Origin of the sequence: Pseudomonas sp. CFBP 8758 (assembly GCF_014841725.1) — a bacterium.
In the GTDB taxonomy this organism is placed as follows: domain Bacteria; phylum Pseudomonadota; class Gammaproteobacteria; order Pseudomonadales; family Pseudomonadaceae; genus Aquipseudomonas; species Aquipseudomonas baltica.
Window position 1 is genome coordinate 148,369 of record NZ_JACYUK010000004.1, and the last position, 25,783, is coordinate 174,151.

Below are 25,783 nucleotides of genomic sequence, written 5' to 3' on the forward strand. Positions count from 1 at the left end.
ATCTGAACCAGCAGACGCCCCCTAAAAACACGGCTTTCGCTATTGGTAATACGCATGCACCTGACTCAGTCAGCTATTACGGATCCCCGAAAGCCTCTGTGCAGGGGCTGAGCAGCTATACAACGGACCTTGTACCAAACAGCTTCTCTGAGGGCACCAGCAGCCTTCCTGCAAGGGTGCAAAGCATTTTGACCCCCAGCTCTTCCTTTTGGTGTCAAACGGCCGGAGGCAGACCTAAGAGCAGCAAGCGAAGGGCTGCGCCTGAAGGCGCGGCACTTCGTGCGCAGGCTAGAAGTTTCCTAGAAACTCTTAGAGCGGAATTCCGCGAATAGGCTTGGGGGCATAAGGAGCAAAGCGTTGCGTCCACGTATTCCAAATGATCTGTTGCCACCTACGCCGGGGGCACTTTCCACTTAGGCCAGGGGATGTTGCCACTTACGCCGGGGCTTAACCTATGCAGCAATGCTCACTGCCTATTGCCACCTGAACACTGTTCGATCAGTGGCACACGCTTCGGGCGACTGACTAGAACCAGACCACTGCTCATCTGGTCAACAGACCAGCCATAGCCACCATGTAGGCTTCGGGTTTGGTCAGCAATCTCTTGCAAAGCGGCCCGCAGTTGGCCACGCTTTTTGCTGCGATCCGATGCGGCGAAGCCACCCCAAGCCGCCCCGCCCCAAACATGCGGTGCGATAGTATCGAGATGCGCGCCGTTTCCATTACCCAACGCTCGACCTAAACGAATATTCGAACAAAGCCAAGCGTGAAGAATTTTGGCCACTTCTGTCTCAAGCCCGTGTCGTTCAAACAGCGAGAACTGGACATACTGCGCATGAAAAACTGCGCCCGTAAGACGCGGGTTCGCAGCGACGTGTATCTCGCCTGTCTTATGGTTAAAGCTGACCGAAATCAGGTTACAACGCCGATCCCACCCAGTCTGGCGGTTGACCTCTCGAATCTGTGTGTTGGCCAGACGATTCAAGCTCTCTTTTGCAGCTTTTAGCGCCCGTCCACTCTCAGGGTCTTGATATCCGGCGTCAACAAGGAGGCTCCGAAGGCTGGTACGCTTGCTCGCTAAAGGTGCGCCGTCATCTTGGTTAAACTCCAACGCTAGGCGTAGCTGCTTATTAATTGGCCCGGCTGAAGAACTTTCGATCACAGTTTTTGCAATGCCTAGCTGGGCAGTCAGGGCGTACAAGATGGATTGGTCATCGGCCCCAAGCTGTTCAAAACCTTGGAACCCAATCTCTAATTCGCGGAATCGTCGTGGCTCAACGAGCAGACGCCCACGTTTTTTACCCTTGGTAGGTACGAACAGCCCATCAAATACATGAGCAGGATCTAGCAGGGCATAGGCAGGTTTAATATGTCGCTGCGACAAGTCGCGCCCTCTTTGCTTTGTGCCGCCTCTCCAGAACAGCAGACTTAAGCACTCCCCCCTCATGCCGCCGGAACCAACGCTCCTGAAAGGGCGTGCCGTAGTTGGCTTTGCTGACACCATAGCGAACAAAATACCCCCGCTGATTAGCATCGACCCCCCATTCCTCACAATCGCTTTGGGTCATGCCGGACAGATACGATTGCCACCGAATGTTGTCGACCAACACGGACGACCCTCGACTAGCTTGCTGCTGATCACCTGCACCAGTCATGGCTGCCCCCTTATTAGCGTGGTGCAGAAACACGATAGAACAACCGGTCTCGGCCGCTATAGCCTCCATACGACCAATCACCTGAGCCATTGGACCGCTAGAGTTCTCCTCCTCGACGTGGAACCGCCGCAAAGTGTTCAGAACCATGAGACGACGGCCTTCGGCATACCGCCTAAGCCAATCGAACCAGTCAGACTCCATTATGTTGGGTTGGCTGCCTAGGAGTGGCTGAATAGACAAGCCAGCGGCAACTGCTTCGCGCTGCTTGTCACTGAGGTGCGCACCGAGGGCGTGCAGCCTATGATGGATCGCTGCGGGCGGATCTTCAGCCGGCAGGTAAATTACCGGGCCAAAGGGCAGATCTCCCACCTCCAAAAGGTCAGGGCCACCAGCGATCTGTGCGGCCAGTTGCATGATAAGCATGGATTTACCGGCTCCTCCGGGTGAAACCAGCACACCAACGGTACCGGCGACCATGCTAGGCAAAACATAATCCAGCGGCGGCGGCTCATTCTCGAACGCTGCCCGTACATCAATCACCACAATTTAAGCTCCCATTCCGGGACGCGTCGCGGGGCCGGATTGCCTGCACGTATCAATCCATGTCTCGACCTCTTCCAAATCCCAAACGACCTTCCGGCTGCTAACGGCAATACGACGAGGGAATTTCCCCTGCTTTTCGAAGTTATAAATCGTCCGCTCACACAAGGGGATCATTGCTAGCAATTGCTTTTTGCTAATGAGCACTTTGCTCGACTTCCTCGATTCTTTTTCCACACCGAACTCCTCGTTTTGTCGCATTTGAGGTTCGATTATTACCCCATATTTCCAGAGCACTCCACAGATATTTATTGATTTATTCCCTTTAAAATCAGTATCTTACTGTCCTACAAACGTATAGTTTCGGGACAGAAAAACAACGCGATGTCGTTGTTCTTTCGGGAGTTTTTTTCGTCAAAGACGTCAGGAAAAATGTGTCCCACAAACGGGTAGTTTCCGGACAGAAAAAACACCACGAATGTGGTTTTTTGATAGGGAAAACTAGATCAGCTGCCGATTACCCCATCACGCAAAACGCAATCAACTTTCTGAACGTGTGCTCTTACGCGTCCATTCGTCAATCATATCCGCCCAATCCTGCAACATCGCCCGACGCTGATCGCGGTATTCAGCCTTGTTATAGACGGCCCGTACGCCCTTCTGCTCGTGCGCAAGGCACTTCTCAATCCAGTCTGAGTTGTAACCCGCTTCATGCAGCAGCGTGCTCGCTGTGCGCCTCAAATCAGCGGTCCGAACTTGCTCAGCGGCTGCCCTTCTTTCTGCGCAAGCCGGTACGTGAGCGTCAGCACCTGATTGATCGTCGCGGTGCTCATTGGCAAATCAGAATCGTACCGGGAGGGAAAGACGTAGTCTGAACCGCCAGCAAACGTCTTCAACGCAATGAAGAAATCCAAAGCCTGCTGAGATAAGAACACCAAATGAGGATTGCGGCGCTTCATCCGCTCTTTCGGAATGGTCCACAAGGCTTCGCTGAAATTGATCTCGTTCCAGGTAGCGTTGGTCAACTCACTTTTGCGGACCATGGTCAGCAATAACAGCTTAGCGGCCACCCTAACGGAGGAGGCGGTGCCGATGCGGTCCAGGTACTGATACATCAACGCGATTTCGTCAGGCCCAAAGCACGGTCACGTGGCTCGAATGTAGCGATGCTTGCAGGACGAACCAGATCAGCCGGATTCTCGACCTTCTGGCCACGCTCTATCGCCCATCGGAATACCTGCATCACAATCTCGCGGGAGTGAACGGCCGTGGCGGGAGCTCCACGCTCCACAATTGCATCAGTCAGCGTTCGCAGATCCTCATGATTAATTTCCACCAGTTTCTGATTACCGAAGTGCGGCTTTAGCTCGCGCTCGTAAACCGATCGGCGCATGTCGCGCGTCGAGTCAGCCATCTGATACCCACGCAGCGATTTCTCAGCCCACGCATCAAACGTCTCTGCCCCTTTGGTGCGTGCCTTGGCACGGGCTTTCTCTTTGGCAGGTGACTTACCCGCCGAAACCATCTTTTTAGCCTCGCCCAGGCGCTCTCTGGCTTCCGCAAGTGTGATGCCACCCACGCCATAACGACCGAACGTTATGGTCTCCTGACGGCCATTGATTGAGTAGTTGTAACGAAATGAGATGGAACCGGCAGCAGTGACGGCCACGTACAGCCCGTCGCGGTCGTTCACCTTGTAGAGTTTTTCTTTCGGTTTGAGGTTACGCAGCTTGGTATCGGTCAGCATGGCAGTTACGGATTCCATGGAAAAAATACCATGCTCAGAAAAGCACTCATGCACCACGATAAAACCCAATGAAACCGGGCTGATGATGAGATTTGATACCATGCCCTTCCCTACTAGGTCGACATGGTATCAAGCACCGAACATGGCATTCAGCTCAGTCAATGCCCCGTACCATGCCATACAAACACGGTGCTTGGCGATGCACAAAGCTGCCAGAATTTGCCAGACCAAAAAAGCCAAAAGCCCGCAATTACGCGGGCTCCAGGGCATTTCTTATCAACGAGTGCCGGAAGATACCGGCCACCCCATCACTCCCACTCAATCGTAGCCGGCGGCTTGCTCGACACGTCGTAGGTCACCCGCGAAATCCCTTCGATCTCGTTGATGATGCGGCCGCTCACCGTTTCCAGCAGCTCGTACGGCAGGTGCGCCCAACGAGCGGTCATGAAGTCGATGGTTTCCACGGCGCGCAGGGCGACGACCCAGGCGTAGCGACGGCCGTCGCCGACGACGCCGACCGATTTGACCGGCTGGAACACCACGAACGCCTGGCTGACCTTGTGGTACCAGTCGGCCTTGCGCAGTTCTTCGATGAATATGTGGTCGGCGCGACGCAGCAGGTCGGCGTATTCCTTCTTCACTTCACCCAGGATGCGCACGCCCAGGCCTGGGCCGGGGAATGGATGGCGGTAGACCATGTCATACGGCAGGCCCAGTTCCAGGCCCAGACGGCGGACTTCGTCCTTGAACAGCTCACGCAGTGGCTCGACCAGCTTGAGGTTCATCTCCTCGGGCAGGCCGCCGACGTTGTGGTGGGACTTGATCACGTGGGCCTTGCCGCTCTTGGCACCGGCCGACTCGATCACGTCAGGGTAGATGGTGCCCTGGGCCAGGTACTTGATGTTGTCCAGCTTGCACGACTCGGCGTCGAACACGTCGATGAAGGTGCGGCCGATGATCTTGCGCTTCTTCTCCGGATCGGCTTCGCCGGCCAGGTTGTCGAGGAACTGGTCTTCGGCGTTGGCGCGGATCACCTTGACGCCCATGTTCTCGGCGAACATGGCCATGACCTGCTCGCCTTCGTGCAGGCGCAGCAGGCCGTTGTCGACGAACACGCAGGTCAGCTGATCGCCGATGGCCTTGTGCAGCAGGGCCGCGACCACCGAGGAGTCGACGCCGCCGGACAGGCCCAGCAGGACGTTGTCGGTACCCACCTGGGCGCGGACCTGAGCGATGGCGTCTTCGGCGATCTTCGACGGGGTCCACAGTGCTTCGCAGCCGCAGATGTCGATGATGAAGCGCGACAGAATGCGCTCGCCCTGCTTGGTGTGGGTCACTTCCGGGTGGAACTGCACGCCGTAGTAGTGGCGGTCGTCGTCGAACATGCCGGCGATCGGGCAGCTCGGGGTGCTGGCCAGCACATTGAAGCCTTGGGGAATCTCGGTGACCTTGTCGCCGTGGCTCATCCACACGTCCAGGCCGAACACGCCATCGGCGTCGATGTGGTCTTCGATGCCTTCCAGGATGCGGCTCTTGCCGACCACGTCGACGCGCGCGTAGCCGAACTCGCGCATATCGGAACCGGCCACCTTGCCGCCCAACTGCTCGGCCATGGTCTGCATGCCGTAGCAGATGCCGAAGACCGGCACGCCCAGGTCGAACACCGCCTGTGGGCAGCGCGGGCTGTCGGCTTCGTGGACCGACTCGGGGCCACCGGCGAGGATGACGCCGCGCGGGGCGAATTGGCGAATCGCTTCATCGTCCATGTCGAACGGGTGCAGCTCGCAGTACACGCCGATTTCGCGCACGCGGCGGGCGATCAGCTGGGTGTACTGGGAACCGAAATCGAGGATCAGGATACGGTGGGCGTGAATGTCGAGGGCCATGACTCATTCTCGTCAGATGTATTCGGAAACAACACGGGGCTGTAGTGAACAGCCCCGCTGGATTGAATTTCCGTCTGCCGCCGGGTGTGCACCGGCCGGCAGGCGGACTACCGGGGTCAGCCCACGCGGTAGTTGGGCGCTTCCTTGGTGATCTGCACGTCATGGACGTGGGATTCAGCCATGCCGGCGCCGGTGATGCGGACGAACTCGGGCTTGGTGCGCATTTCCTGGATGTCGGCGCTGCCGGTGTAACCCATGGAAGAACGCAGGCCACCCATCAACTGATGGATGATCGCCGACAGGCCGCCCTTGTAGGCAACGCGGCCTTCGATACCCTCAGGCACGAGCTTCTCGGCACCGGCCGAGGAATCCTGGAAGTAGCGGTCCGAAGAGCCCTGGGCCTGAGACATGGCGCCCAGCGAGCCCATGCCGCGGTAGGCCTTGTAGGAGCGACCCTGGAACAGTTCGATTTCGCCTGGCGCCTCTTCGGTACCGGCGAACATCGAGCCCATCATCACGCAGTAGGCGCCAGCGACGATGGCCTTGGACAGGTCACCGGAGAAGCGGATGCCGCCGTCGGCGATCAACGGCACGCCGGTGCCTTCCAGGGCTGCGGCGACGTTGGCGATGGCGCTGATCTGCGGCACGCCGACACCGGCAACGATACGGGTGGTGCAGATGGAGCCTGGGCCGATACCGACCTTGACGGCATCGGCGCCCGCTTCGGCCAGGGCCTTGGCGGCTTCGCCAGTGGCGATGTTGCCGCCGATGACCTGCACGTCGGGGAAGTTCTGCTTGACCCAGCGCACACGGTCGATCACGCCTTTGGAGTGACCGTGGGCAGTATCGACCACGACCACGTCGACGCCGGCTGCAACCAGAGCGCTGACACGCTCGCCGGTGTCTTTGCCGGTACCGACGGCCGCGCCAACGCGCAGACGACCTTGGTCATCCTTGCTCGCCAGCGGGTAGGCCTTGGCCTTCTCGATGTCCTTGACGGTCATCATGCCCTTGAGGTGGAACTCGGCGTCGACGATCAGGACCTTTTCGATGCGATGCTTGTGCAGCAGGTCGCGGACCAGGTCCTTGTCGGCCCCTTCGCGGACGGTGACCAGACGCTCTTTGGGCGTCATCACTTCGCGGACGGGGATTTCCAGGCGGTTTTCGAAGCGCACGTCGCGCGAGGTGACGATGCCCACCAGGTTGCCGTCGTGCAGCACCGGCACGCCGGAGATGTTGTGCAGCGAGGTCAGTTCGAACAGGTCGCGAACGGTGGCATCAGCCTCGATGGTGATCGGGTCCTTGACCACGCCGGCCTCGAACTTCTTGACCTTGCGCACTTCGGCAGCCTGCTGCTCGATGGTCATGTTCTTGTGGATGATCCCGATGCCGCCTTCCTGAGCCATGGCAATGGCGAGGCGGGCTTCGGTCACGGTGTCCATCGCCGCGGAGATCAGCGGGATGTTCAACTCGATGCCGCGGGTCAAACGGGTCTTGAGGCTGACTTCATTGGGCAGTACTTCGGAATAACCGGGCACTAGAAGAATGTCGTCGAAGGTCAGGGCTTCTTGGCTGATACGCAGCATGCGGGGGCTCCCGAGCGGGAAAATGGAAGCGCGCCATTATACCCACACATGCCCCCACAAGAAAGGCAAAGATGGCCTGGCGGTCAATTGTCCTGGAACTTTACCAGCACCTGCGCAATCGGCTGGTCGAGCCAATCGGCGAATTCGGCGATGAACTCCGCCTTGAAGGGGGTCTGGCCCCAATTATTGAAGATGAAACCCAGATTGGAGAAGGCGCAGGGCTGCAGGAACAGAAAACCATTGATGTCATCTTCATGGCCGCACAGCGGGCAAGTGAAGTTGTCGGTCAGTCCGGGCATCCATTCCTCGAGGCTGTCGAACAGCGCTTCACCCACTTCCTGACGGCATTCGGGGCAGCCGGCCTCGTGCAGAAAACCGTCCACGGGCGTGAAAATGCAGCGATCGGTGACCACTTCCAGCCCGTTGACCGTTTGTCCGTAGGGCAGCACCTCAGGGTTTTCGACGACCTGGCGCGCGCCCGGGCCGATGGCGTAGGCCATGCGGTTGCCGCTGCGGCCACAGGTGCTCAGCTGTTCTTCGACGATGTCCTTGCGTACCAGCCAGCGCAGGATTGCCCGCGCACGCGGCTCGTGCACCGGCAGGGTGGAGAGGCGCGGAACGAGAATGTTCTGAGTGTTCATGCAAGGGCCCGACAGTACGCAAAAGCGGCAGGATAGTCCCCTGCTCGCGCAGGTCAAGGGTTGAAATAGCGGTACAGCAACGCCAGGCCGCTGGCCAGCACCAGCCAGGTCACCAGCCGCACGAACGCTTCGCGGGACATGCGCAGGGTCAATCGTCGTCCGATCAACAGGCCTGCTGCCATGGCTGGGAGCAGGCAGGCGGCAGTCAGCAGCAGCTGGGTGTCGGCGTAGACCCCGGCAATGATGAACAGGGTCAGGCGCACGATAGTGCTGCAGCTGATCAGCGCGCTTTGCGTGGCGCGCACCTGCTGTTTGTCGTCCAGCCGCGCGCCCAGGTAGATCGCATAGAGAAACCCGCCGCTGCCGAACAAGGCCCCGAACAGCCCGCCGATGGTGCCCATCGGTACGGACCACCAGGGCGACAACCGTGCGGGTCGCGCCGTGGTCAGCAGCATGTACAGGGCGTAGCCGGTGATGAACATACCCATCAGCAGCAACAGCAGGTCGGATTTCAGGTTGAGCAGAAAGACCACGCCCAGGGTGCAGCCCAGCGCCATGAACGGCAGCAGGCGTTTGAGCTCCACGCCCACCACCGATTGCCGGGCAGGAAGCAGATTGCCGAAGGCGGCGATGAAATCGAGTACCACGAGCAGCGGGATGAGCGTCGCCAGTGGCATGAAGTGGATGAGTACCGGGCCTGCAACCAGTGCCGTGCCGAAGCCGGCAATGCCGAAGACGATGTAGGCGGCGGCGATTGCCAGAAGCATGATGCTCCAGTCGATGAGTGCGTAGTCCATGCGCGGATTTCCTTTTTCCGGGCACTGTGGGGGAGTGGGATCGATGGCGTCAATACGGTTGGGGGTGGGTGGTGTGCCAGAGGGTTCGCGGTGTTGCCGGACGCGGCGTGCGCCGCTGCTACAGAGGAACGCCGTACCAACGGCACAAGCGATCTCCTGTAGCAGCGGCGCGGGCCGCGTCCGGGGTCGCTGCGGTCCATCTGGATGCACCCACGCTTAATGGTGGACGCGCTCCGGGCACTGCTCCAGAATTTGCCCACGCTCACAGGAGAACCTCTGCATGCTGATGGTGATATCCCCCGCCAAGACCCTCGACTTCGATACCCCGCCGGTCATCCAGCGCCACACCCAGCCTGAATTTCTCGACCATTCCCAGGTGCTGATCGAACAACTGCGCGAGCTCAGCCCCGCGCAGATCGCCGAGCTCATGCATCTCTCCGACAAGCTGGCCGGCCTCAACGCGGCACGCTTCGGCAGCTGGACACCCGACTTCACGCCAGCCAACGCCAAGCAGGCGTTGCTCGCCTTCAAGGGCGACGTCTACACCGGACTGGACGCGACCACCTTGGACAAAGCGGGTTTCGACTACGCGCAGAAACATCTGCGCATGCTGTCGGGCCTCTATGGCCTGCTGCGGCCACTGGACCTGATGCAACCGTACCGACTGGAGATGGGCACCAAGCTGGTCAACGCGCGCGGCAAGGACCTCTATGCGTTCTGGGGCAAGCGCATCAGCCAATGGCTCAACCAGGCCTTGGCCGAACAAGGCGACGACGTGCTGTTCAACCTGGCGTCGAACGAGTATTTCTCGGCGGTCAAGCGCAAGGCTTTGCAGGCGCGCCTGATCACTGCCGACTTCAAGGACCTGAAGAATGGCCAGTACAAGATCATCAGCTTCTATGCCAAGAAAGCCCGCGGCATGATGGCGCGTTTCGTGATCGACGAAAAACTCCACGACCCCCTGCAGCTCAAGGGCTTCGACCGCCAGGGCTATCGCTACAGCGCCGAGCAGTCACGGCCCGACCACCTGGTGTTCCTGCGCGATCACCCGGATGATTGACCTGGCGTGGGTGCGCCTGCCACTGACACGCCAACGTTCTGTACGATACCTCTCTCTTCCCAACCAAGGCTGGCAGTCATGTTAATCGGCATCTTTCTGGTCATCACCTGGATCGTCTTGCTGGTCCGCTACCCGTCCAAGGCGCTGCCGATCTCCGGTGCTGCCCTGTTCAGCCTGGCGTTGCTCTCGCTGTGGGTGATCTGGAGCGACACCCGCGAAGCCCACCGCCTGGCGCGCCTGGAAATGCGCATCACCTACGATCCGCAGGGCTGTCCGGGCGACCGTCCGCTGCGCCTGAACCTGAACAACGGCAACAACGTACCGATGCAGGAACTGCAGTGGCAGATAGCTGCCTACGCGCCCGGCCAGACCGCCAACCTGGCCGAAAACCTCTACACCGCACCTCGCTACCGCGGCCCTGGTGAACTGCAGGCCGGTGCCGACTGGCAGGACTGCCTGCCGCTGCCGCCACTGCGCCCCGGCTATCGCCCGCAGACCCTGGAATTCCGCGCCGAACGCTTGCAGGGCAGTTTTTCCCAATAAGCATCGGTAATGGCGAACGCTTGCGCAGTGATCACCGCAGTGCGGGCGTGACGATCACCGTGCAGGTCGTGCCGGCTGCCAGCAGCATGCCTTCGGGCACCTCGTCCAGCTGGATGCGCACCGGCACTCGCTGCGCCAGGCGAACCCAGTTGAAGGACGGATTGACGTCGGCGGTCAGCTCGCGGCTTTGCGGGTTGTCGCGGTCATAGATGCCGCGCGAGATGCTGTCCACATGGCCCTTGAGGGTCTCGCCGCTCATCATCTGCAACTGCGCCGCGTCGCCGACATGCACATGGGGCAGCTTGGTTTCTTCGAAATAGCCGTAGACCCAGAACGAATGTTCATCGACCACGGCCAGCTTGGCCTCGCCCACCCGCGCGTAGTCACCGACATGCACGTTGAGGTTGGTGACGTAGCCATCCACCGTGGCCAGCACACGGGTGCGGTCCAGGTCCAGCTGCGCGGCCTCGAGGCGCGCCTCGGCCTGTTGATAGTCGGCCAGCGCCGAAGCGGCGACGTTGCTGGCGTCCTCGCGACTTTCCCTGGAGATCACCAGTTCATCGAGATCGGCACGACGGCTGGCATTGACCTTGCGCATGTCCCAGGCGGCCTTGCGCGACGCCACCAGCGCCTGCGCCTGCTTGACCGCCAGGCGGTAGTGCGCCGGATCGATCTGCAGCAGCACGTCGCCCTTGCGCACACGCTGGTTGTCGCGCACCGGCACCGCCGTGACGTAGCCCGACACATCGGCGGCGACGTTGACGATGTCCGCGCGCACGCGTCCGTCGCGGGTCCAGGGTGTTTGCATGTAGTGCACCCACAACTGGCGACCGATGAAGATCGCCAGTGCCAGCACCAGCAGGGTCGCCAACAGGCTGAAAAACTTTTTCATTGCGCAGGTTCTCACCGGTAGACAGTCAGCGCCATGGCGCCGAACAGACAGACGAACAGGCTCAGGCGCAACAGCGCCGGGTGCCAGAAGAATCGGTACACATCGAGGCTGGCGAACAGCCGGTCGAAGGCCCAGGCCAACCCGGCGGCGAGCACGAACAACAGGGTCATGGTCGGCATGTACAGACCATGGAAGGCGATCTCACGGGGCATGCTCGGCTCCAGGCGCGGCCAGTTCGGCAAGGGGTGATTGCGGGTCCAGCAACGAACTGCGAATGAAGTGCAGGTAACTCTGCACCCGGCGCAGCGCCGAGGTATCGAAATGTCGGGCGAAGGGCTCGTCGGTGTTCCTGACCAGGTGAATGGCCTGCTCCACGGCCGCCAACGCGCGCTGGAGGTTGCCCGCCTGGGGCTGGATGAACAGGCGAATCAGCGCACGCCCCAGCACCCGGATCGACTGGCGCCACGGCTGCCACGGGGCATAGGCCGGGTGCACCGGCAAGCGCTCCTGCTCGCGACGCAGTTCGATGATGGCGTGCCCCACCTCCATCACCACGAACATCCAGCGCAGCAGGTTGCGCTGCACCTGTGGCTGCCCGGCCGCCAGGCCATAGGCCTGATGCAGCAGGTCGCGGGTGCGACTCTCGAAGGCCGAGCCCAGGCCGCGCGGCCTGCCGCTGATGGCGAACACCACCAGAGCGCGCAGGTCCTGCTCCAGGCGCTGCCACATCCAGCGACTGTTGGGCGGCAGGATGACCGCGCCAGCGGCAGCGCAGAACAGCATCCCCAGGACCATGCCAATGTAGTCGTTGATGAACGCATACGGATCGTACTGGGTGAGGTTGCCGGGCACCGAGCCCATGGAAAAGAAGATCAGCAGGCCCAGGCCGTAGCCAACGAAGCGAGGTCGAGAGGCAAGGAAGGCGCCCAGCGTCAGCACCGGCGCGAGGGTCAGGCACAGCAGCGCGAAGCCGTCGATCCACGGCAGCACGAAAAAGGTCGTGTAGAAGCCGACCAGCGCCCCCAGCAAGGTGCCGCAGGCCATCTGGAACGACATCCGCCGCGGGTTCGGTGACGCCGCCGACAGGCCCACGGTGGCGGCAGCCACCAGGGTCATGGTCGCGCCGCTGGGCCAGGCCGTCGCTATCCAATAGCCGCCCAGCAGCAGCAACACCAGCGCGCCGCGAATACCGGCGGCGGCGCTGGCCAGCCAGTTGGTCTGCGCCCGGTACGGCTCGTCCCAGCGCTCGCGGGCATGCCGATGCTCGGCCAGCGAGGCATGCGTCTGGGCATAGCCGTGCAGTTCTTCGACGAAGCGATAGAGCAACTCCGAAGCGGTGTGAAAGTCCAGCAGGTCGTCATCTTCCGGACCACTCTGCTCGAAGCTGTCACGCAAGCTGCGCACCTGTGCTGGCAGCGCGTCCTTGTACTGCACCATGCGCCGGGCCAAACGTGCGGCATCGGCATCGGTCAAGGCCTGCCCGGCGAAGTCGTCCAGCACCTGCGTCAATGCCTGCAAGGCCGGTTCGATGGCGGTTACCACCTGGCGATGACCGCGCGCGCGGATACGCTCGAGTGATTGGTGCAGCGCATTGAAGCGGGTCGTCACCACCATGAATTCACTGTTCAGTCGGCTGACCCGACCATTGCGCCGGCGCATGTGCGGGTCTTCGAAGGCCGTCACACTGCGCAGGCTCTCCAGGCCCACCGCTTCGGCGATGAAGCGCACGTTGTCGGCTTCGAACTGTTCCCGTGCGCTGCCACCGCGCAGGCCATCGGCGGCGAACCGGGCGAATACGCCGAAGCGCTGATACAAGGCGTTGCGCATCGAAGCGGAGGCCGACTGCGGCAGAATGGCCGCGCTGACCGCCGTCGCGACGAGAATGCCCAGGGCAATCTCCAGCACGCGCCAGACCGCCGCCATGAAGGCACCGTCCGGATGGGCCAGGGCCGGCAGACCGACCATGGCGGCGGTGTAGCCAGCCAAGACGAAGCCGTAGGCGCGGAAGTTGCGGCAGCGCATGGCACCGGTCGAGCAGAGGCCGACCCACAGCGCCAGGCCGCACATGAACAGCTCGGTGTTCTGCGCGAACAGGGCGATCAACACCACCGTCACGGCCGACCCGACGAGGGTGCCGAGCAGACGATAGAAACTTTTCGCGAAGACGTGGCCGCTTTGCAACTGCATGACGATGAACACAGTGATCATCGCGGTACGCGGTTGTGGCAGCTCCAGGCGCATGGCCAGCCACAGCGTGGTGAATGCGGCCAGCAGCACCTTGAAGATGTAGATCCAGGTGACGCCATCGCTGCGTGCCCAGTCGAAGAAACCCCGGCGCCAGGGCAGGCTGCCCAGCCAAGTGGTCATCTACCGATCACCACCAGTGGCTTGGGAACCTGCAGACGCTGCGCGGCAGGGGTATCGCTGCCCGCCCCCAGACCACCGCCCAGGGCCGTGACCAACTGCGCATGCACCGCCAGCCGCGCAGCCTGCACCTGTTGCTCGATCTGCTGCTGGCGCAACAGCAGGGTCTGTGCATTGAGCACTTCCAGGTAGCCGGTCAGACCGCGCTGGTAGGCGATCAGGGCAATGTCGTAGCTCTTGCGCGCCGAAGCCACCGATTGCTCGGCGAAGGCCTGTTGCTTGTCCATGGAGGCGCGCCGAATCAGCTGGTCGGAGATCTGCTTGAGCGCCTCCACCAGCGTCTGGTTGTAGCGTGCCACCGCCAGGTCGTAGCCGGCCGATGCATCGGCCAACTGGGCACGCAGCCGACCGCCATCGAAGATCGGCAGGCTCAATGCGGGGCCGGCGTTGTAGCTCAGCTTGCGGCCGGCGAGGAACTCCAGCATGCCGCCGCCAGTGGCCAAATAGCTCAGGCTGCCGACCAGATCGACATTGGGATAGAAGCCGGCATGGGCCACGTCGATACCCCGTGCGTTCGCCGCCACCGCCCAGCGGCTGGCGACCACATCCGGGCGCTGCCCCAGCAACTGCGCGGGCAGCACCGAGGGCAACCCAAGCGGCGCTTGCAGAGACAGGCCTGGACGCATGAGTTGGCTGCCCTGCCCCGGCCCTTTGCCCGCCAGTGCGGCCAGTTGGTTCTGGGCCAGAGCAATCTGCTCATCCAGGGCGTCGATTTGCCGATGGGTTTCCGGCAGCAGGGTCTCGGCCTGGCTGACTTCCAGATGGGTGCCGATGCCGCCGCGCAGACGCCGCTGCGCCAGCGCCAGGATCTGCTCTTGCTGGGTCAGTGTGCTGTGCACGATGTCGCGCTGTGCATAGTGCAATGAGAGCTGGATGTACGCCTGCACCACGTTGCTCGCAAGCTCCAACCGGGCCTGCCGCGCCTGAGCGACGCTCATGTGTGCAAGGTCGACGGCGCGCTCGCTGGCATTGCGCTCACGGCCCCACAGGTCCAGCGCATAGGTGAAGCCCAGACCGGCGTCATTGTCCCACGTGGTCTGGCGCGACAGGTCGCCGGGACCATAGAAGGGGTCGGCAGGCCAGGCGTGGCGATGCAAATGAGCGCTGGCGTCGATGTGCAGGGATTCGGCGGACTCCGCCAGCCCCGCCATGGCCTTGGCCTGGCGCACGCGGGCGGCCGCCATGGCCATGCTCGGGCTGCCGAGCAAGGCCAGGCTCACCCAGGCATCGAGCTGCTTGTCGCCATACGCTTGCCACCATTGGCCCTCAGGCCAGCGAGCATCCTGGACGGCGGTTTGAATGGCAGCGTCGGTGGCCAGCGCATCGGCCGACAAGGCTTCGCCCTCAGGAGCGATGCCGGCAGTGCCGATACAGCCGGTCAAGGCCAGGGTCAAGATCCAGATACTGAGGGTTTTCAACTCGTCGATGAGGCGGCGCGGCACTGCGGCGATTTCCGGAAAGGGGGTAGGCGTGCGGAGGGGTCTGGGCCGGCATTCTAGAGCGGGTGCACAGCGGCGATAAGCTGGAATTACTGCGAATCTTTGTTACCGAACCGGTGATAATCCTTCTGTATAATTGTTGCTTCATGCGACAATTTGTCCGTCGAACCAGAGACCGAATCATGGACACCTTGCAAAACATGCGTGCGTTCACCTGTGTGGCCGAAGCCGGCAGTTTCACCGCCGCCGCCGCGCAACTGGACACTACCACCGCCAACGTCTCGCGCGCGGTGTCCAACCTCGAAGCCCACCTGCAGACGCGGCTGCTCAACCGCACGACCCGACGCATTGCCCTGACCGAGGCCGGCAAACGCTACCTGGTGCGCTGCGAGCAGATCCTCACCTATGTGGCGGAAGCCGAGGCCGAGGCCAGCGACGCCCATGCGCGGCCTTCGGGGCAGTTGAAGGTGCACACCATGACCGGCATCGGCCAGCACTTCGTGATCGACGCCATCGCGCGCTACCGGCGTACCCATCCGGACGTGACCTTCGACCTGACCCTGGCCAACCGGGTCCCGGACCTGCTCGACGAAGGCTATGACGTGTCCATCGTCCTGGCCAGCGAGCTGCCCGATTCGGGCTTCGTCTCGCAACGCCTGGGCATCACCTACAGCATCGTCTGCGCCTCCCCCGAATACGTGAAGGCTCATGGCTCGGCGCGCACGCCCGGCGATCTGCGCGACCATGCCTGCCTGCGCCTGGTCAGCCCGGTGGTGCAACTGGAAAAATGGCTGTTTCAGGGCCCCGATGGTCAGGAAATGGTCAACATCAGCAACGCACCGTTCCAGGTCAATTCCGCCGATGCGATGAAGACCGCCATCAGCAGTGGCATGGGCGTGGGCGTGCTGCCTATCTACGCGGCCATCGATGGCCTGCGCAACGGCACGCTGGTACGCATGCTGCCCGAATACCGCCTGCAGGAGTTGAACCTGTACGCCATCTATCCGTCCCGTCAGTACCTGGATGCGAAGATCAAGACCTGGGTGGAATACCTGCGCGGTTCGCTGCCCGACATTCTGGCGGCGCACGACGCCGACCTGCAGACCTTCGACCTGCAGATCGCCAACTGAGCCGGGATTGTTTCTGCTCGAGCGGGAATGTTAGCGTGCTCTCATTACCTCCCGACGAGCACACGCCCAATGAAAAAAACCGTCCTCGCGTTCAGTCGTATCACCCCTGCCATGGTCGAGCGGCTCGAAGCGCATTTCGACGTCATCGTGCCCAACCCGAAGGCGGGGGACATCGCCGCGCAGTTCAACGAGGCGCTGCCCAAGGCCCACGGCCTGATCGGCGCCGGCCGGCCATTGGGCCGCAAGCAGCTGGCCGACGCCGCCAACCTGGAGGTGGTTTCCAGCGTGTCGGTGGGCTACGACAACTACGACGTCAGCTATTTCGACGAGCGCGGCATCATGCTCACCAACACCCCTGACGTACTGACCCAAAGCACCGCCGACCTGGCCTTCGCCCTGATCATGAGCAGCGCCCGGCGCGTGGCCGAATTGGACGCCTGGACCAAGGCCGGCAACTGGAAAGCCAGCGTTGGCCCCGACCAGTTCGGCACCGATGTATACGGCAAGACGCTGGGCATCGTCGGCCTGGGCAATATCGGCGCGGCAGTGGCACGCCGCGGACGGCTGGGCTTTGACATGCCCATCCTGTACAGCGGCAACAGCCGCAAGCCTGAACTGGAGCAGGAACTGGGTGCGCAGTTTCGCAGCCTCGAGCAACTGCTGGCGGAGGCGGATTTCGTCTGCCTGGTGGTGCCGCTCAGCGACAAGACGCGGCACATGATCGGCACCGCCGAGCTGGCGCAAATGAAGAAGAGCGCCATTCTGGTGAATATCTCGCGCGGGCCGGTGGTCGATGAAGCGGCGCTGGTGCAGGCGCTGCGCGACGGCACCTTGCGCGGCGCCGGCCTGGATGTCTACGAGAAGGAACCGCTGGCCGAATCGCCATTGTTCCAGCTGGGCAACGTCGTGACGCTGCCGCACATCGGCTCGGCCACGGCGCAGACCCGTGATGCCATGGCTTATCGCGCCATCGACAACCTGACGGCGGCGCTGCTCGGCAAACGCCCTCAGGATCTGGTCAACCCGCAGGCGTTCAAGGGCTAGGGCGAACCAGCGCCGCGCCGCCCGGCACCGGCTGCGCCCCCAGCGACCCAGTCGACGGGGGCGTCGCCGGCCTGGCGCCCTTGCGAAACACCAGCACGTTGCCGAGCATCACCAGTACCAGCCCGCCCAGGGCCGGTGCGGTCCATTGGTACCCTTCGGCATAGGCCGAGACGTTCAACGCCACCACCGGGAACAGCACCGTGCAGTAAGCGGCGCGCTCGGGGCCCATGCGACCCACCAGGGTCAGGTAGGCGGTAAAGCCGATCACCGAGCCGGGTATCACCAGGTACAGCAGCGAGCCGACGTAGCGCATGCTCCAGTCGATGGTGAACGGCGTGCCGCGCAGCAGGCAATAGCCGCCCAGCAGCAGCGCTCCGTACAACATGCCCCAGGCATTGGTGGTCAGCGGCCTCAACCCGGCTTTCTGCTGCACGCTGGAGAGCATGTTGCCCGCCGAGAAACACAAGGTGCCCAGCAGCGCCAGGCCCAGGCCGAGCAGGGTCTGCGGGCTGGCATCATGGCCGGCCAGCTCCGGCCAGAACAGCAGGCCCAGGCCAAGCAGGCCAAGACCACCTGCACCGATCACGCTGGCGGTGATCCGTTGCCCCAGAAAGATCCGCGCGTTGAGTGCATTCCACAAGGTCGCCGTGGAGAACACCACCGCGATCAGCCCGGTCGGCAGCCACTGGCTGGCGGTGAGAAAACACATGAAATTCACGCAGAACAGGCACAGCCCCTGGGCCAGGCAGATGAAGTGACCACGCCGACCCATGGCCTGCAGTCGCCGGGTGGCCAGCAGGATCACGAACAGCACCAGCGCGGCGAGGCCGAAGCGGTAGACGATGGACACGGGAATCTCGACCACGCCCAGTTGCAGCTTGAGGGCGATCCAGGTCGTTCCCCAGATCAGTACGGTCAGCAGATACAACGATAGGTTCATGACAAGGCCCTCCGGGGTCAGGGGCCCATTGTCCGAGCAGCGGCCGATCCCGGCTTGCACAAACTTGCGCTTTTTCTGCCGCTGCACTGGCAGCTTTCCCGCGACGCAGTACCATGGCCACGGAGGTATCGACCATGACTGCTTTGCTGGACCTGCAAGTGTTTCAGGCGCTGAACAACTCGCGCCACGCGCGCCTCGAGCACAGTGCCGAACTGGGCGACTCGATGGTGGCGGCGTTGTGGAGCAATCACCACGATGCCCAGGAGTATCAGGCGCCGACCCATCACACTTTGTCGTGCTACATCGGCGGCGGCACGGGCACCTTTCGCCGCGATCGCCCTTGGGAGAAAGGCGCGCCCGGCAAGCAGTGCATCCTGCCGGCCGGGCATGAGTCGGCGTGGGTGATCAACGGTGATATCCGCCTGGCCCATCTCTATTTCAGCGCAGAGCAGTTTGCGCTGGGCTGCGTGACGCTGCTGGACCGTGAGCCCCGCGAAATGCAGTTGCGCGAGAATACCTTCCTCGAGGACCCGGCACAGGCACGACGCTTCGCTCGTCTGATCACGTTGAACTGGAACGAACCCGGGGAGCGCGTACTGACCAGCAGCCTGGCCCACGAGATGCTCGCCCACGCTCTGCTCAGCCAAGCGATCGCGCGTCCGCAGCTTCGGCTCAAAGGCGGGCTTGCACCTCATCAGCGGCGCCTGCTTCGCGACTTCATCGAGTCGCAGTTGGCCGAACCTCTGAGCCTCGGCCAACTGGCAGCCTTGTGCAGCTTGTCGGAGTACCACTTCGCACGGATGTTTCGCACCAGCTTTGGCTTGCCGCCGCATCAATACGTGCTGGCTCGACGGATCGCCCGCGCCCGCACGCTGTTGCGACAGACGCACCTGCCCTTGGGCGAGGTGGGGCTGGCATGCGGCTTCGCCAGCGCCAGTCACTTCAGCAATCGGTTTCGCCAGGCAAGTGCGGTATCCCCAGGCGAATATCGCCTGGCTTGCACCTGACGGCAGACTGGCGAGCAGCTCGCGCTACCAGTGTGCCACTGCCGCCAACGGCCCCAGCAGCAGGCCGACTGCGGCCAATGCCAGGGCCCAGCGTGGTCGGTACGGCAACAGCCACACCAGGAATACCGCGCTGCCCATCAACACTGCGGTCCAGCGCACCAGCCCCATGGCCCAGCCAGCGCTGAGCACCGAGACCCACAGCGACAAGGCCAGCAAAGCCCAGCCTGCCATGCGCAATTGCACCTTGCGCGAAGGGCTGGGTCGATGCCCGAGCATTTCCTGATGATGACGTTCCATGGCCAGGCACAGGGCACTGAAGCCGGCATAACTGAGCAAACCTGCAGCCAACATCAGTGCACCTCGCCAGGCATGGTAGGACGCGCACGCACCGTCCGCGCCGCCGGCAATGCCGCCAGCACTGCGCGGCGACGTATCTTCATGACCACCCACGCCAGCACCAGGCCGCAGCCCAGGGCGCTGAGATCGACGCCTGCCAATACCCAGTCGCCGGCGGCGATGGACGCCGGCAGGCCATGGTTGGTGGTGAGCAGGCTCAGTAACGGCACGCCCGCCAGGGCAATCGCCGCCAGGCCCAATTGCTCGATCCAGGCCTTGCTGCCACTGCGCACAGCGGCATGCACGATGCTCAACAGCCAAACCACGAAGAAGCTGTCGACCTCGATGCCGGCACGCTCCGGATAGGTCGCCGGCAGCAGCCGGTTGGCCCACATGAAGCCTGCCACCGCCAGCACCAGCCCGGCCATGCCGGCCACGTTCAACACTTCCACCAGACGCAGCTCGAAGGGCCGCACACCGCTGCGGGCATGCTTGAGCTGACGTTTGCCCAGCCACATGACCAGGCCCGTACCGATCAGCAAGGTGCTGCCCAGGCCGCAGAAGAAATACAGCCAGCGCAGCACGGGCCCGGCGAACAGCCCCATGTGCAACCCATAGAACGTGCCCGCGATGGCTATTGGCGTGGAGCTTTCGCGCGGCTGCTCGAGCACCGCGCCCGTGGTACCGGCGAAGGTGATGGCTGCGCCCAGGTCGCGGCTCACGCTATCGCCGTCATGGCGGCTGAACTGCACCTGGGCGTTGGCATCGCCCGGCATCTGCACCGACACCCGGCCGATGCTGCCTCCGGGCCATTGCTGCAGCGCACGGTCGTACAGCCCTCCCAGATTCACCAGCGGCGCAGGCTGCCCGGCGGCGACCAAACGCTGGTTGCCCGGATAGACCTCGCTGAAGAACGCCTGGGTATCGCCATCGTAGCGGCTGTTGATGCTCGCCGGCATGAGCATGGTCATGAAAATCACCAGGCTGCTGTAGGTGATCATCAGGTGAAAAGGCAGCACCAGCACGCCGATCGCGTTGTGCCCATCGAGCCAGGAACGCGCGCCCTTGCCGGGGCGGAAGGTGAAGAATTCCTTGAAGATCTTCTTGTGGGTGATGATGCCGGTGACCAGCGTCACCAGCATGACCATCGCCGCCAGGCTACTCAGCCAGCGGCCCCAGGGGTAGCCCATTTGCAGCTGGTAGTGGAAGCGATAGAAGAAGTCGCCGCCGCGGCTGTCGCGCGCCTCGATTCGCTGCCCGGTCTGCGGGTCCAGGGTATGCCGGGTGAAGCTGCCGCGCCCGCTTTTGTTCGGGTCCTGCCACATGACCGAAAGCGCTGGCTCGCGCGCATCCGGCAGGCTGATGAACCAGCGTGACGATTGCCCGGCATTGGCCTGCAGGTAGCTCTGCGCCTGCGTCAGGCTGGCCCGAGCGTCGAGCACGCGCACCGGCACTTCGGGCTGCGCCCAGTGGCTGATCTCGTCCTTGAAATAGGACAATGTTCCGGTGAGGAAGATGGCGAACAGCAACCAGCCGAACACCAGCCCCGCCCAGGTATGCAACCACGCCATCGCCTGGCGGAAGCCTTCTCTCACGGCAGGTGCTGCCAGTGCAGAAGACCCGCCATCGCGGCCAGTATCAGGCCCGGAATGGCCAGGCCCAACCAGGCTCGACCGGCGCTGTGCGAGGCGAAACACCAGAGCACGGCCACCAGATACACGAGGAACGACAGCATCATGGCGCTGACCACGGCCTCGCCGCGTGCCATGGGCAGCAGCCAGGCGATGCATACGCTTGCAAGTGCCGCCAGCACGTAGCCGCCAAACACGGCCGCGACGATGCGAGAGGCCACCGCCCAACGATACGAGGCAGGTACCCCGCCGATTCTGCTTCTCATGAAAGACCTTCAAACGTACGAACGCGGCACTGAATCGTGCTGATAATAATGATAAATATTCTCATGCGCAAAGACCGTTGACGTTTATCTTGTGCTGCAACACTTTTTGCCGACGCTGGGACGGCTGTCGACCTTGCTCAAACGGCGGCTCATCCGTAAGATACGAACAATTCTTATTCTGCTGCGCAACCCATGGCGCCGGAGTGTTCGCGGTGAGCTCTGTGACTTCCCCTGCCTCGCATTCGGTCGAGGGCCTCTACCTCGGCCATCGCCGCTGGCTGACCGAGTGGCTGCGCAGCCGTCTGGGCTGCCCGGACAACGCTGCCGACCTCGCCCAGGACACCTTCATGCGCCTGTTGACCGCGCGCGAGGTCGCGCCCATCCGTGAACCGCGGGCGTTTCTCACCACAGTGGCCAAGCGCGTGCTGTTCAATCACTACCGTCGCCAGGATCTGGAGCGCGCGTATCTAGAGGCCTTGAGCCAGATGCCCGAGCCCCTTGCACCCTGCGAAGAACACCGGGCGATCATCCTGCAGACCCTGCTCGAGCTAGACGCGCTACTCGAAGGTCTGCCGGTCACGGTCAAGCGTGCGTTCCTGATGGCACAGGTCGATGGCCTGGGCTACCGCGAAATCGCCAGTGAACTCGGTATATCCCTGGCTACGGTAAAGCGCCATCTGCACAAGGCAGCCCTGCGCTGCTACTTCGCGCTGTGAACGAAGCCCGCAGTTTTTCTCCGCACGTGGCCGAACAGGCCGTGCAGTGGCTGCTTGAACTGCAACAAGGCCCGCTCGATCCGCGCCAGCAGCAGGCATGGCAGCGCTGGCTACACGCCGACGGCGAGCACCGTCGCGCCTGGGATCACATCCAGAAGGTCAATCAGCAGTTCGCCGGCCTGCCCGCTTCCCTGGCGCAGGCTACCGTGGGCGCACCCCACTCGCCCGGCCGCCGACGCGCCCTCAAGGCGCTGTTGCTGTTGGGAATGGCCGGTGCAACCACCCTGGCCCTGCGACAACAGCACTGGCTGCCGCCGCTGGTGGCCGACTACCGCAGCCCGCTGGGCCAGCGCCGCCAATTGCAACTGGACGACGGCAGCCGGATCCACCTCAACACCACCAGCGCCGTGGACGTGCGCTTCGATGCGGGTCGGCGCCTGATCCACTTGCTCGAAGGCGAGATCATGCTCACGGCGGGTGCCGATGCGCGGCCCCTGCTCATCGGCACCGACCAAGGGCTGATCACCGCTGGCCGGGGGCAGGTCAATGTTCGCCAACTGCCGGGCAGCACCCAGGTGCAGGCACTGCAGGGCGCCGTCGCCCTCGAGGCCGCCGGGCTGCACGATGAGCCACGGCGCCTGGCCGAAGGCCAGCAGCTCGAGTTCGAACGCCAGCGCTTCAATCCGGCGCGACCACTGGACGCCAACAGTGGCGCCTGGGTCGACGGCATGCTGATCGCCGCGCGCATGCGCCTGGGCGACTTCCTGGCCGAGGTAGGCCGTTATCGCCGCGGCCAGCTGGACTGCGACGCCCGCGCTGCCAATCTGTTGCTCTCCGGCAGTTTCCCCCTGGGCGATACCGAGAAAATTCTCGATTCACTGGAGGCGGCGCTGCCAGTGAAAGTCCGGCGCTTCACCCGCTATTGGGTCACGGTGCAATCCCGGGTCTAGCCATGCCAGGTTTGGCGGCGAGCATTTATTTACACCCTCGGTGAGCCGTTTTGCCTTGCTCGCGTGACAGACAGGGTAACTCCCACTACATCCTGCCTGGAAACGCCGAATGTCCAACCTGCCCACCCCACTCGCCCGCGCCCTGCGCTGTCTGTTGCTCGGCACTGCCGTGAGCGTGGCTCAACTGCCGCACGCCATGGCCGCCGAGGGCTCTACCCGCCAGTACCACATCGCGCCCGCGTCGGTCGAAAGCGCGGTCAATCAGTTCGGCCGCGAGGCAGGTGTACTGATTTCATTCGGCTCGACGACCCTGGCAGACCAGCCCAGCCGTGGCCTGCAAGGCAGCTACAGCGTCGAACAGGCACTGGCGGTACTGCTTGAAGGTACCGGCTTGCACGCGCAGCCGTTGGGCGATGGCGCCTACAGCCTGGAAGCCACACCTGTGGCCCAGCCTGGCAGCGCCGGTGCTACGGTCGAACTGGGTGCGTCCAGTGTCGTGGGCGACTGGCTCGGCGCCGCCGAACAGACCAACGTGTTCGAGCACGCCGGTGCCCGGGACGTGGTGCGCCGCGAAGACTTCGAACGCACTGGCGCCACCAGCGCGCGCGATGTCCTCAACCGCATTCCGGGTGTCAATGCACCACAGAACAACGGCACGGGCAGCCATGACATGGCGATGAACTTCGGCATCCGTGGGCTCAACCCACGGCTGGCGACCCGTTCCACGGTGCTGATGGACGGCATCCCGGTGCCGTTCGCGCCCTATGGCCAGCCGCAGTTGTCGTTCGCCCCGGTCAGCATGGGCAACATGGACGCCGTGGACGTGGTGCGCGGCGGCGGCGCAGTGCGCTACGGCCCGCAGAACGTCGGCGGCATCGTCAACTTCGTGACCCGCGCGATTCCCGATGCCCCTACCGTCAAGGGCGGCTTGCAGACCCAGGCCAGCCCTTCGTCGAGCCAGGACGGCTTCAAGACCACCGGCAATCTCTTGGCGGGCGGCACTGCCGACAACGGCCTGGGCGGCGCCCTGCTCTACTCCGGCGTGCGCGGCGGCGACTGGCGCGAGCACAGCGATACCCAGATCGACGACCTGATTCTCAAGGGCAAGTACCAGATCGACGAGGCCAACAGCCTCAATGCCCAGGCGCAGTACTACGAAGGCGAGGCCGACATGCCCGGTGGCCTCAGCGCAGCCGACTACAAGGCCGACCCCTATCAGTCGACCCGCCGCTACGACAAGTTCTGGGGGCGCCGCACCATGGTCAACTTCGGCTACCGCTACCAGGAAGATCGCCGCGAATTCACCGCCAACACCTTCTTCACCAAGACCCTGCGCAGCGGCTACCTGGACCAGGGCAACTTTCTCTCACTGTCGCCCCGCGAGTACTGGGTACGCGGTGTAGAGACGCGCTTCTCCCAAGGCTTCGATCTGGGCCAGACACAGCACGAAATGAGCGTGGGCTACCGCTACATCAGCGAGGCGGGCCATGAGCTGCGCTACCGCACGCCGATCAGCGCCAACCAGCAGTTGCCCAGCACCGACAGCCGCAACGACCGGGATACCCGCGGCGGCACCCAGGCCCACGCCTTCTATGTCGACGACCGCATCGATATCGGCCGCTGGACGTTCACGCCCGGCATCCGCTACGAGATGATCGACTCGCAGCAGACCAACAACCTCACCAACGTCAAATACCAGGGCGACTACACCACCGCCTTGCCGGCCCTGAACGTGCTCTATCACGTCAACGAAAACTGGAACCTGTACGCCAACACCGAAGGCTCGTTCGGCAGTGTGCAGTACAGCCAGATGCCCAACCGTGTGACCGGCGGCGAAGTGAAGCCGGAAAAGGCCCGGACCTGGGAGCTGGGGACGCGTTACGACAACGGCAATCTGCGCGCGGAAATCGGTGCGTTCCTGATCAACTTCGACAACCAGTACGACAGCAACCAGACCAACGACACGGTGATCGCTCGCGGCGAGACTCGCCATCAGGGTATCGAGACCAGCATCAACTACGCACTGGACGGTTTGAGCCCGGCCCTGGCCGGTTTCGACGTTCACGCCAGCTACGCGTTCGTCGATGCCACCATCCGCGAAGACGGCCCGAACAAGGGCAACCGCGTGCCGTTCTCCTCGCGCCACAAGGGCACCCTGGGCGTCGGGTACACCCAGGGCCCGTGGAAGCTCGACCTGGACAGCAGCTACCAGAGCAGCCAGTTCGCCGACAACGCCAACACCCAGGCCGAAAGCGCCGACGGCAGCACCGGGCGCATCCCAGGCTACATGCTCTTCAGCAGCCGCGCCGGCTACGACTTCGGCCCGCAATTGTCCGACTTGAACGTCGCGGTGGGCGTGAAGAACATTTTCAATCACCAGTATTACACCCGTTCCTTCGACGACAACAACAAGGGCAAGTACGTGGGCGAGCCGCGCACCGTCTACGTGCAAACCTCCGTCGCCTTCTGACGCTGGCAGCGTGCGCCTGCTGCCGCTGAACCCCTGTGGCAGCGGGTCGGAGGCCGGAATTGCGCCCCGCAGAGTTTCGGGTT

23 protein-coding genes and 1 pseudogene are annotated in these 25,783 nt (G+C 62.9%); 8 read left to right on the forward strand and 16 right to left on the reverse strand.

What is annotated here, in order from left to right; all coding sequences use genetic code 11:
* Positions 1-466: 466 nt before the first annotated feature.
* From repC to IFT75_RS10030, 8 genes and pseudogenes are all read right to left on the reverse strand, one after another.
* Positions 467-1,384, reverse strand: coding sequence for a replication protein C, IncQ-type (gene repC, locus IFT75_RS09995; protein ID WP_192054650.1), 918 nt, complete (start codon positions 1,382-1,384; stop codon positions 467-469).
* Positions 1,365-2,198, reverse strand: coding sequence for an AAA family ATPase (locus IFT75_RS10000; RefSeq protein WP_192054652.1), 834 nt, complete (start codon positions 2,196-2,198; stop codon positions 1,365-1,367). The genes repC and IFT75_RS10000 overlap by 20 nt, the downstream gene beginning before the upstream one ends.
* A 3-nt stretch (positions 2,199-2,201) precedes the next feature.
* Positions 2,202-2,432: a helix-turn-helix transcriptional regulator gene (locus tag IFT75_RS10005; protein WP_024777066.1), complete on the reverse strand. Its 231-nt coding sequence runs from the start codon at positions 2,430-2,432 to the stop codon at positions 2,202-2,204.
* Positions 2,433-2,735: 303 nt separating this feature from the next.
* Positions 2,736-3,942, reverse strand: a pseudogene (locus IFT75_RS10010) (tyrosine-type recombinase/integrase).
* Between the two features lie 308 nt (positions 3,943-4,250).
* Entirely contained in the window at positions 4,251-5,828 is a 1,578-nt protein-coding gene (gene guaA, locus IFT75_RS10015; protein ID WP_185795040.1) for a glutamine-hydrolyzing GMP synthase, read from the reverse strand.
* A 116-nt stretch (positions 5,829-5,944) separates the two neighbouring features.
* On the reverse strand, positions 5,945-7,414 hold the full coding sequence (gene guaB, locus IFT75_RS10020; protein ID WP_122475125.1) for an IMP dehydrogenase: 1,470 nt from the start codon (positions 7,412-7,414) through the stop codon (positions 5,945-5,947).
* Positions 7,415-7,497: 83 nt separating this feature from the next.
* Complete coding sequence (locus tag IFT75_RS10025; RefSeq protein ID WP_185795039.1) at positions 7,498-8,055, reverse strand: sugar ABC transporter ATPase; 558 nt, start codon at positions 8,053-8,055, stop codon at positions 7,498-7,500.
* Positions 8,056-8,108: 53 nt separating this feature from the next.
* The gene (locus IFT75_RS10030) at positions 8,109-8,852 is read right to left on the reverse strand and encodes a sulfite exporter TauE/SafE family protein (protein ID WP_192054654.1); all 744 of its coding nucleotides are present in this window, start codon (positions 8,850-8,852) and stop codon (positions 8,109-8,111) included.
* 280 nt (positions 8,853-9,132) lie between these two features.
* On the opposite strand from IFT75_RS10030, the gene yaaA reads away from it, so the two are divergent.
* Positions 9,133-9,912, forward strand: coding sequence for a peroxide stress protein YaaA (gene yaaA / locus IFT75_RS10035; RefSeq protein WP_192054655.1), 780 nt, complete (start codon positions 9,133-9,135; stop codon positions 9,910-9,912).
* A 78-nt stretch (positions 9,913-9,990) separates the two neighbouring features.
* Positions 9,991-10,455: a multidrug transporter gene (locus IFT75_RS10040; protein ID WP_122475130.1), complete on the forward strand. Its 465-nt coding sequence runs from the start codon at positions 9,991-9,993 to the stop codon at positions 10,453-10,455.
* Positions 10,456-10,486: 31 nt separating this feature from the next.
* Here the strand turns inward: IFT75_RS10040 and IFT75_RS10045 are convergent, their stop codons facing one another.
* Genes IFT75_RS10045 through IFT75_RS10060 form a run of 4 tightly spaced genes read right to left on the reverse strand, consistent with a single transcriptional unit; the run spans position 10,487 to position 15,213 of the window.
* Positions 10,487-11,347: an efflux RND transporter periplasmic adaptor subunit gene (locus IFT75_RS10045; protein ID WP_192054657.1), complete on the reverse strand. Its 861-nt coding sequence runs from the start codon at positions 11,345-11,347 to the stop codon at positions 10,487-10,489.
* A gap of 11 nt (positions 11,348-11,358) precedes the next feature.
* The gene (locus tag IFT75_RS10050; protein ID WP_122475134.1) at positions 11,359-11,559 is read right to left on the reverse strand and encodes a DUF1656 domain-containing protein; all 201 of its coding nucleotides are present in this window, start codon (positions 11,557-11,559) and stop codon (positions 11,359-11,361) included.
* Positions 11,549-13,714, reverse strand: coding sequence for an FUSC family protein (locus IFT75_RS10055; protein ID WP_192054658.1), 2,166 nt, complete (start codon positions 13,712-13,714; stop codon positions 11,549-11,551). The genes IFT75_RS10050 and IFT75_RS10055 overlap by 11 nt, the downstream gene beginning before the upstream one ends.
* The gene (locus tag IFT75_RS10060) at positions 13,711-15,213 is read right to left on the reverse strand and encodes an efflux transporter outer membrane subunit (RefSeq protein ID WP_192054660.1); all 1,503 of its coding nucleotides are present in this window, start codon (positions 15,211-15,213) and stop codon (positions 13,711-13,713) included. The genes IFT75_RS10055 and IFT75_RS10060 overlap by 4 nt, the downstream gene beginning before the upstream one ends.
* A 179-nt stretch (positions 15,214-15,392) precedes the next feature.
* On the opposite strand from IFT75_RS10060, the gene IFT75_RS10065 reads away from it, so the two are divergent.
* Positions 15,393-16,340 (forward strand): LysR family transcriptional regulator, encoded by a 948-nt coding sequence (locus IFT75_RS10065; RefSeq protein WP_122475138.1) that lies wholly within the window; start codon positions 15,393-15,395, stop codon positions 16,338-16,340.
* A gap of 69 nt (positions 16,341-16,409) precedes the next feature.
* Positions 16,410-17,384: a 2-hydroxyacid dehydrogenase gene (locus IFT75_RS10070; protein ID WP_122475140.1), complete on the forward strand. Its 975-nt coding sequence runs from the start codon at positions 16,410-16,412 to the stop codon at positions 17,382-17,384.
* On the opposite strand, the gene IFT75_RS10075 is transcribed toward IFT75_RS10070, so the two are convergent.
* Positions 17,374-18,324: a DMT family transporter gene (locus IFT75_RS10075; RefSeq protein WP_192054661.1), complete on the reverse strand. Its 951-nt coding sequence runs from the start codon at positions 18,322-18,324 to the stop codon at positions 17,374-17,376. The genes IFT75_RS10070 and IFT75_RS10075 overlap by 11 nt on opposite strands.
* Positions 18,325-18,458: 134 nt before the next feature.
* Between IFT75_RS10075 and IFT75_RS10080 the strand changes: the two genes are divergently transcribed.
* Positions 18,459-19,331 carry a helix-turn-helix domain-containing protein gene (locus tag IFT75_RS10080; protein ID WP_192054663.1) on the forward strand — a complete coding sequence of 291 codons (873 nt, stop codon included), beginning with the start codon at positions 18,459-18,461 and terminating at the stop codon, positions 19,329-19,331.
* Positions 19,332-19,355: 24 nt separating this feature from the next.
* On the opposite strand, the gene IFT75_RS10085 is transcribed toward IFT75_RS10080, so the two are convergent.
* Genes IFT75_RS10085 through IFT75_RS10095 form a run of 3 tightly spaced genes read right to left on the reverse strand, consistent with a single transcriptional unit; the run spans position 19,356 to position 21,564 of the window.
* A complete protein-coding gene (locus IFT75_RS10085) occupies positions 19,356-19,682 on the reverse strand; it encodes a DUF3325 domain-containing protein (RefSeq protein ID WP_185795032.1) in 327 nt (108 codons plus the stop codon).
* A complete protein-coding gene (locus IFT75_RS10090) occupies positions 19,682-21,262 on the reverse strand; it encodes a PepSY domain-containing protein (RefSeq protein WP_192054665.1) in 1,581 nt (526 codons plus the stop codon). Before IFT75_RS10090 ends, IFT75_RS10085 begins: the two co-directional genes overlap by 1 nt.
* Positions 21,259-21,564 carry a DUF3649 domain-containing protein gene (locus IFT75_RS10095; protein ID WP_122475147.1) on the reverse strand — a complete coding sequence of 102 codons (306 nt, stop codon included), beginning with the start codon at positions 21,562-21,564 and terminating at the stop codon, positions 21,259-21,261. Before IFT75_RS10095 ends, IFT75_RS10090 begins: the two co-directional genes overlap by 4 nt.
* A gap of 212 nt (positions 21,565-21,776) precedes the next feature.
* Here IFT75_RS10095 and IFT75_RS10100 point away from each other — a divergent pair, with 212 nt between their 5' ends.
* The 3 genes from IFT75_RS10100 (at position 21,777) to fecA (ending at position 25,700) form a co-directional block, all read left to right on the forward strand.
* Complete coding sequence (locus IFT75_RS10100) at positions 21,777-22,280, forward strand: sigma-70 family RNA polymerase sigma factor (RefSeq protein WP_446731065.1); 504 nt, start codon at positions 21,777-21,779, stop codon at positions 22,278-22,280.
* Complete coding sequence (locus IFT75_RS10105; RefSeq protein ID WP_192054667.1) at positions 22,277-23,230, forward strand: FecR domain-containing protein; 954 nt, start codon at positions 22,277-22,279, stop codon at positions 23,228-23,230. The genes IFT75_RS10100 and IFT75_RS10105 overlap by 4 nt, the downstream gene beginning before the upstream one ends.
* 109 nt (positions 23,231-23,339) lie before the next feature.
* The gene (gene fecA / locus IFT75_RS10110) at positions 23,340-25,700 is read left to right on the forward strand and encodes a TonB-dependent Fe(3+) dicitrate receptor FecA (protein ID WP_192054668.1); all 2,361 of its coding nucleotides are present in this window, start codon (positions 23,340-23,342) and stop codon (positions 25,698-25,700) included.
* Positions 25,701-25,783 lie beyond the last annotated feature (83 nt).

Bases quoted from the DNA above. Each gene is read 5' to 3' on its own strand.
- IFT75_RS10025 (WP_185795039.1), bottom strand. From the start codon at position 8,055: ATGAACACTCAGAACATTCTCGTTCCGCGCCTCTCCACCCTGCCGGTG.
- IFT75_RS10095 (WP_122475147.1), bottom strand. From the start codon at position 21,564: ATGAGAAGCAGAATCGGCGGGGTACCTGCCTCGTATCGTTGGGCGGTG.
- IFT75_RS10055 (WP_192054658.1), bottom strand. From the start codon at position 13,714: ATGACCACTTGGCTGGGCAGCCTGCCCTGGCGCCGGGGTTTCTTCGAC.
- IFT75_RS10040 (WP_122475130.1), top strand. From the start codon at position 9,991: ATGTTAATCGGCATCTTTCTGGTCATCACCTGGATCGTCTTGCTGGTC.
- IFT75_RS10080 (WP_192054663.1), top strand. From the start codon at position 18,459: ATGACTGCTTTGCTGGACCTGCAAGTGTTTCAGGCGCTGAACAACTCG.
- IFT75_RS10045 (WP_192054657.1), bottom strand. From the start codon at position 11,347: ATGAAAAAGTTTTTCAGCCTGTTGGCGACCCTGCTGGTGCTGGCACTG.
- IFT75_RS10075 (WP_192054661.1), bottom strand. From the start codon at position 18,324: ATGAACCTATCGTTGTATCTGCTGACCGTACTGATCTGGGGAACGACC.
- yaaA (WP_192054655.1), top strand. From the start codon at position 9,133: ATGCTGATGGTGATATCCCCCGCCAAGACCCTCGACTTCGATACCCCG.
- IFT75_RS10030 (WP_192054654.1), bottom strand. From the start codon at position 8,852: ATGGACTACGCACTCATCGACTGGAGCATCATGCTTCTGGCAATCGCC.
- guaB (WP_122475125.1), bottom strand. From the start codon at position 7,414: ATGCTGCGTATCAGCCAAGAAGCCCTGACCTTCGACGACATTCTTCTA.
- IFT75_RS10065 (WP_122475138.1), top strand. From the start codon at position 15,393: ATGGACACCTTGCAAAACATGCGTGCGTTCACCTGTGTGGCCGAAGCC.
- fecA (WP_192054668.1), top strand. From the start codon at position 23,340: ATGTCCAACCTGCCCACCCCACTCGCCCGCGCCCTGCGCTGTCTGTTG.
- guaA (WP_185795040.1), bottom strand. From the start codon at position 5,828: ATGGCCCTCGACATTCACGCCCACCGTATCCTGATCCTCGATTTCGGT.
- IFT75_RS10050 (WP_122475134.1), bottom strand. From the start codon at position 11,559: ATGCCCCGTGAGATCGCCTTCCATGGTCTGTACATGCCGACCATGACC.
- IFT75_RS10085 (WP_185795032.1), bottom strand. From the start codon at position 19,682: ATGTTGGCTGCAGGTTTGCTCAGTTATGCCGGCTTCAGTGCCCTGTGC.
- IFT75_RS10070 (WP_122475140.1), top strand. From the start codon at position 16,410: ATGAAAAAAACCGTCCTCGCGTTCAGTCGTATCACCCCTGCCATGGTC.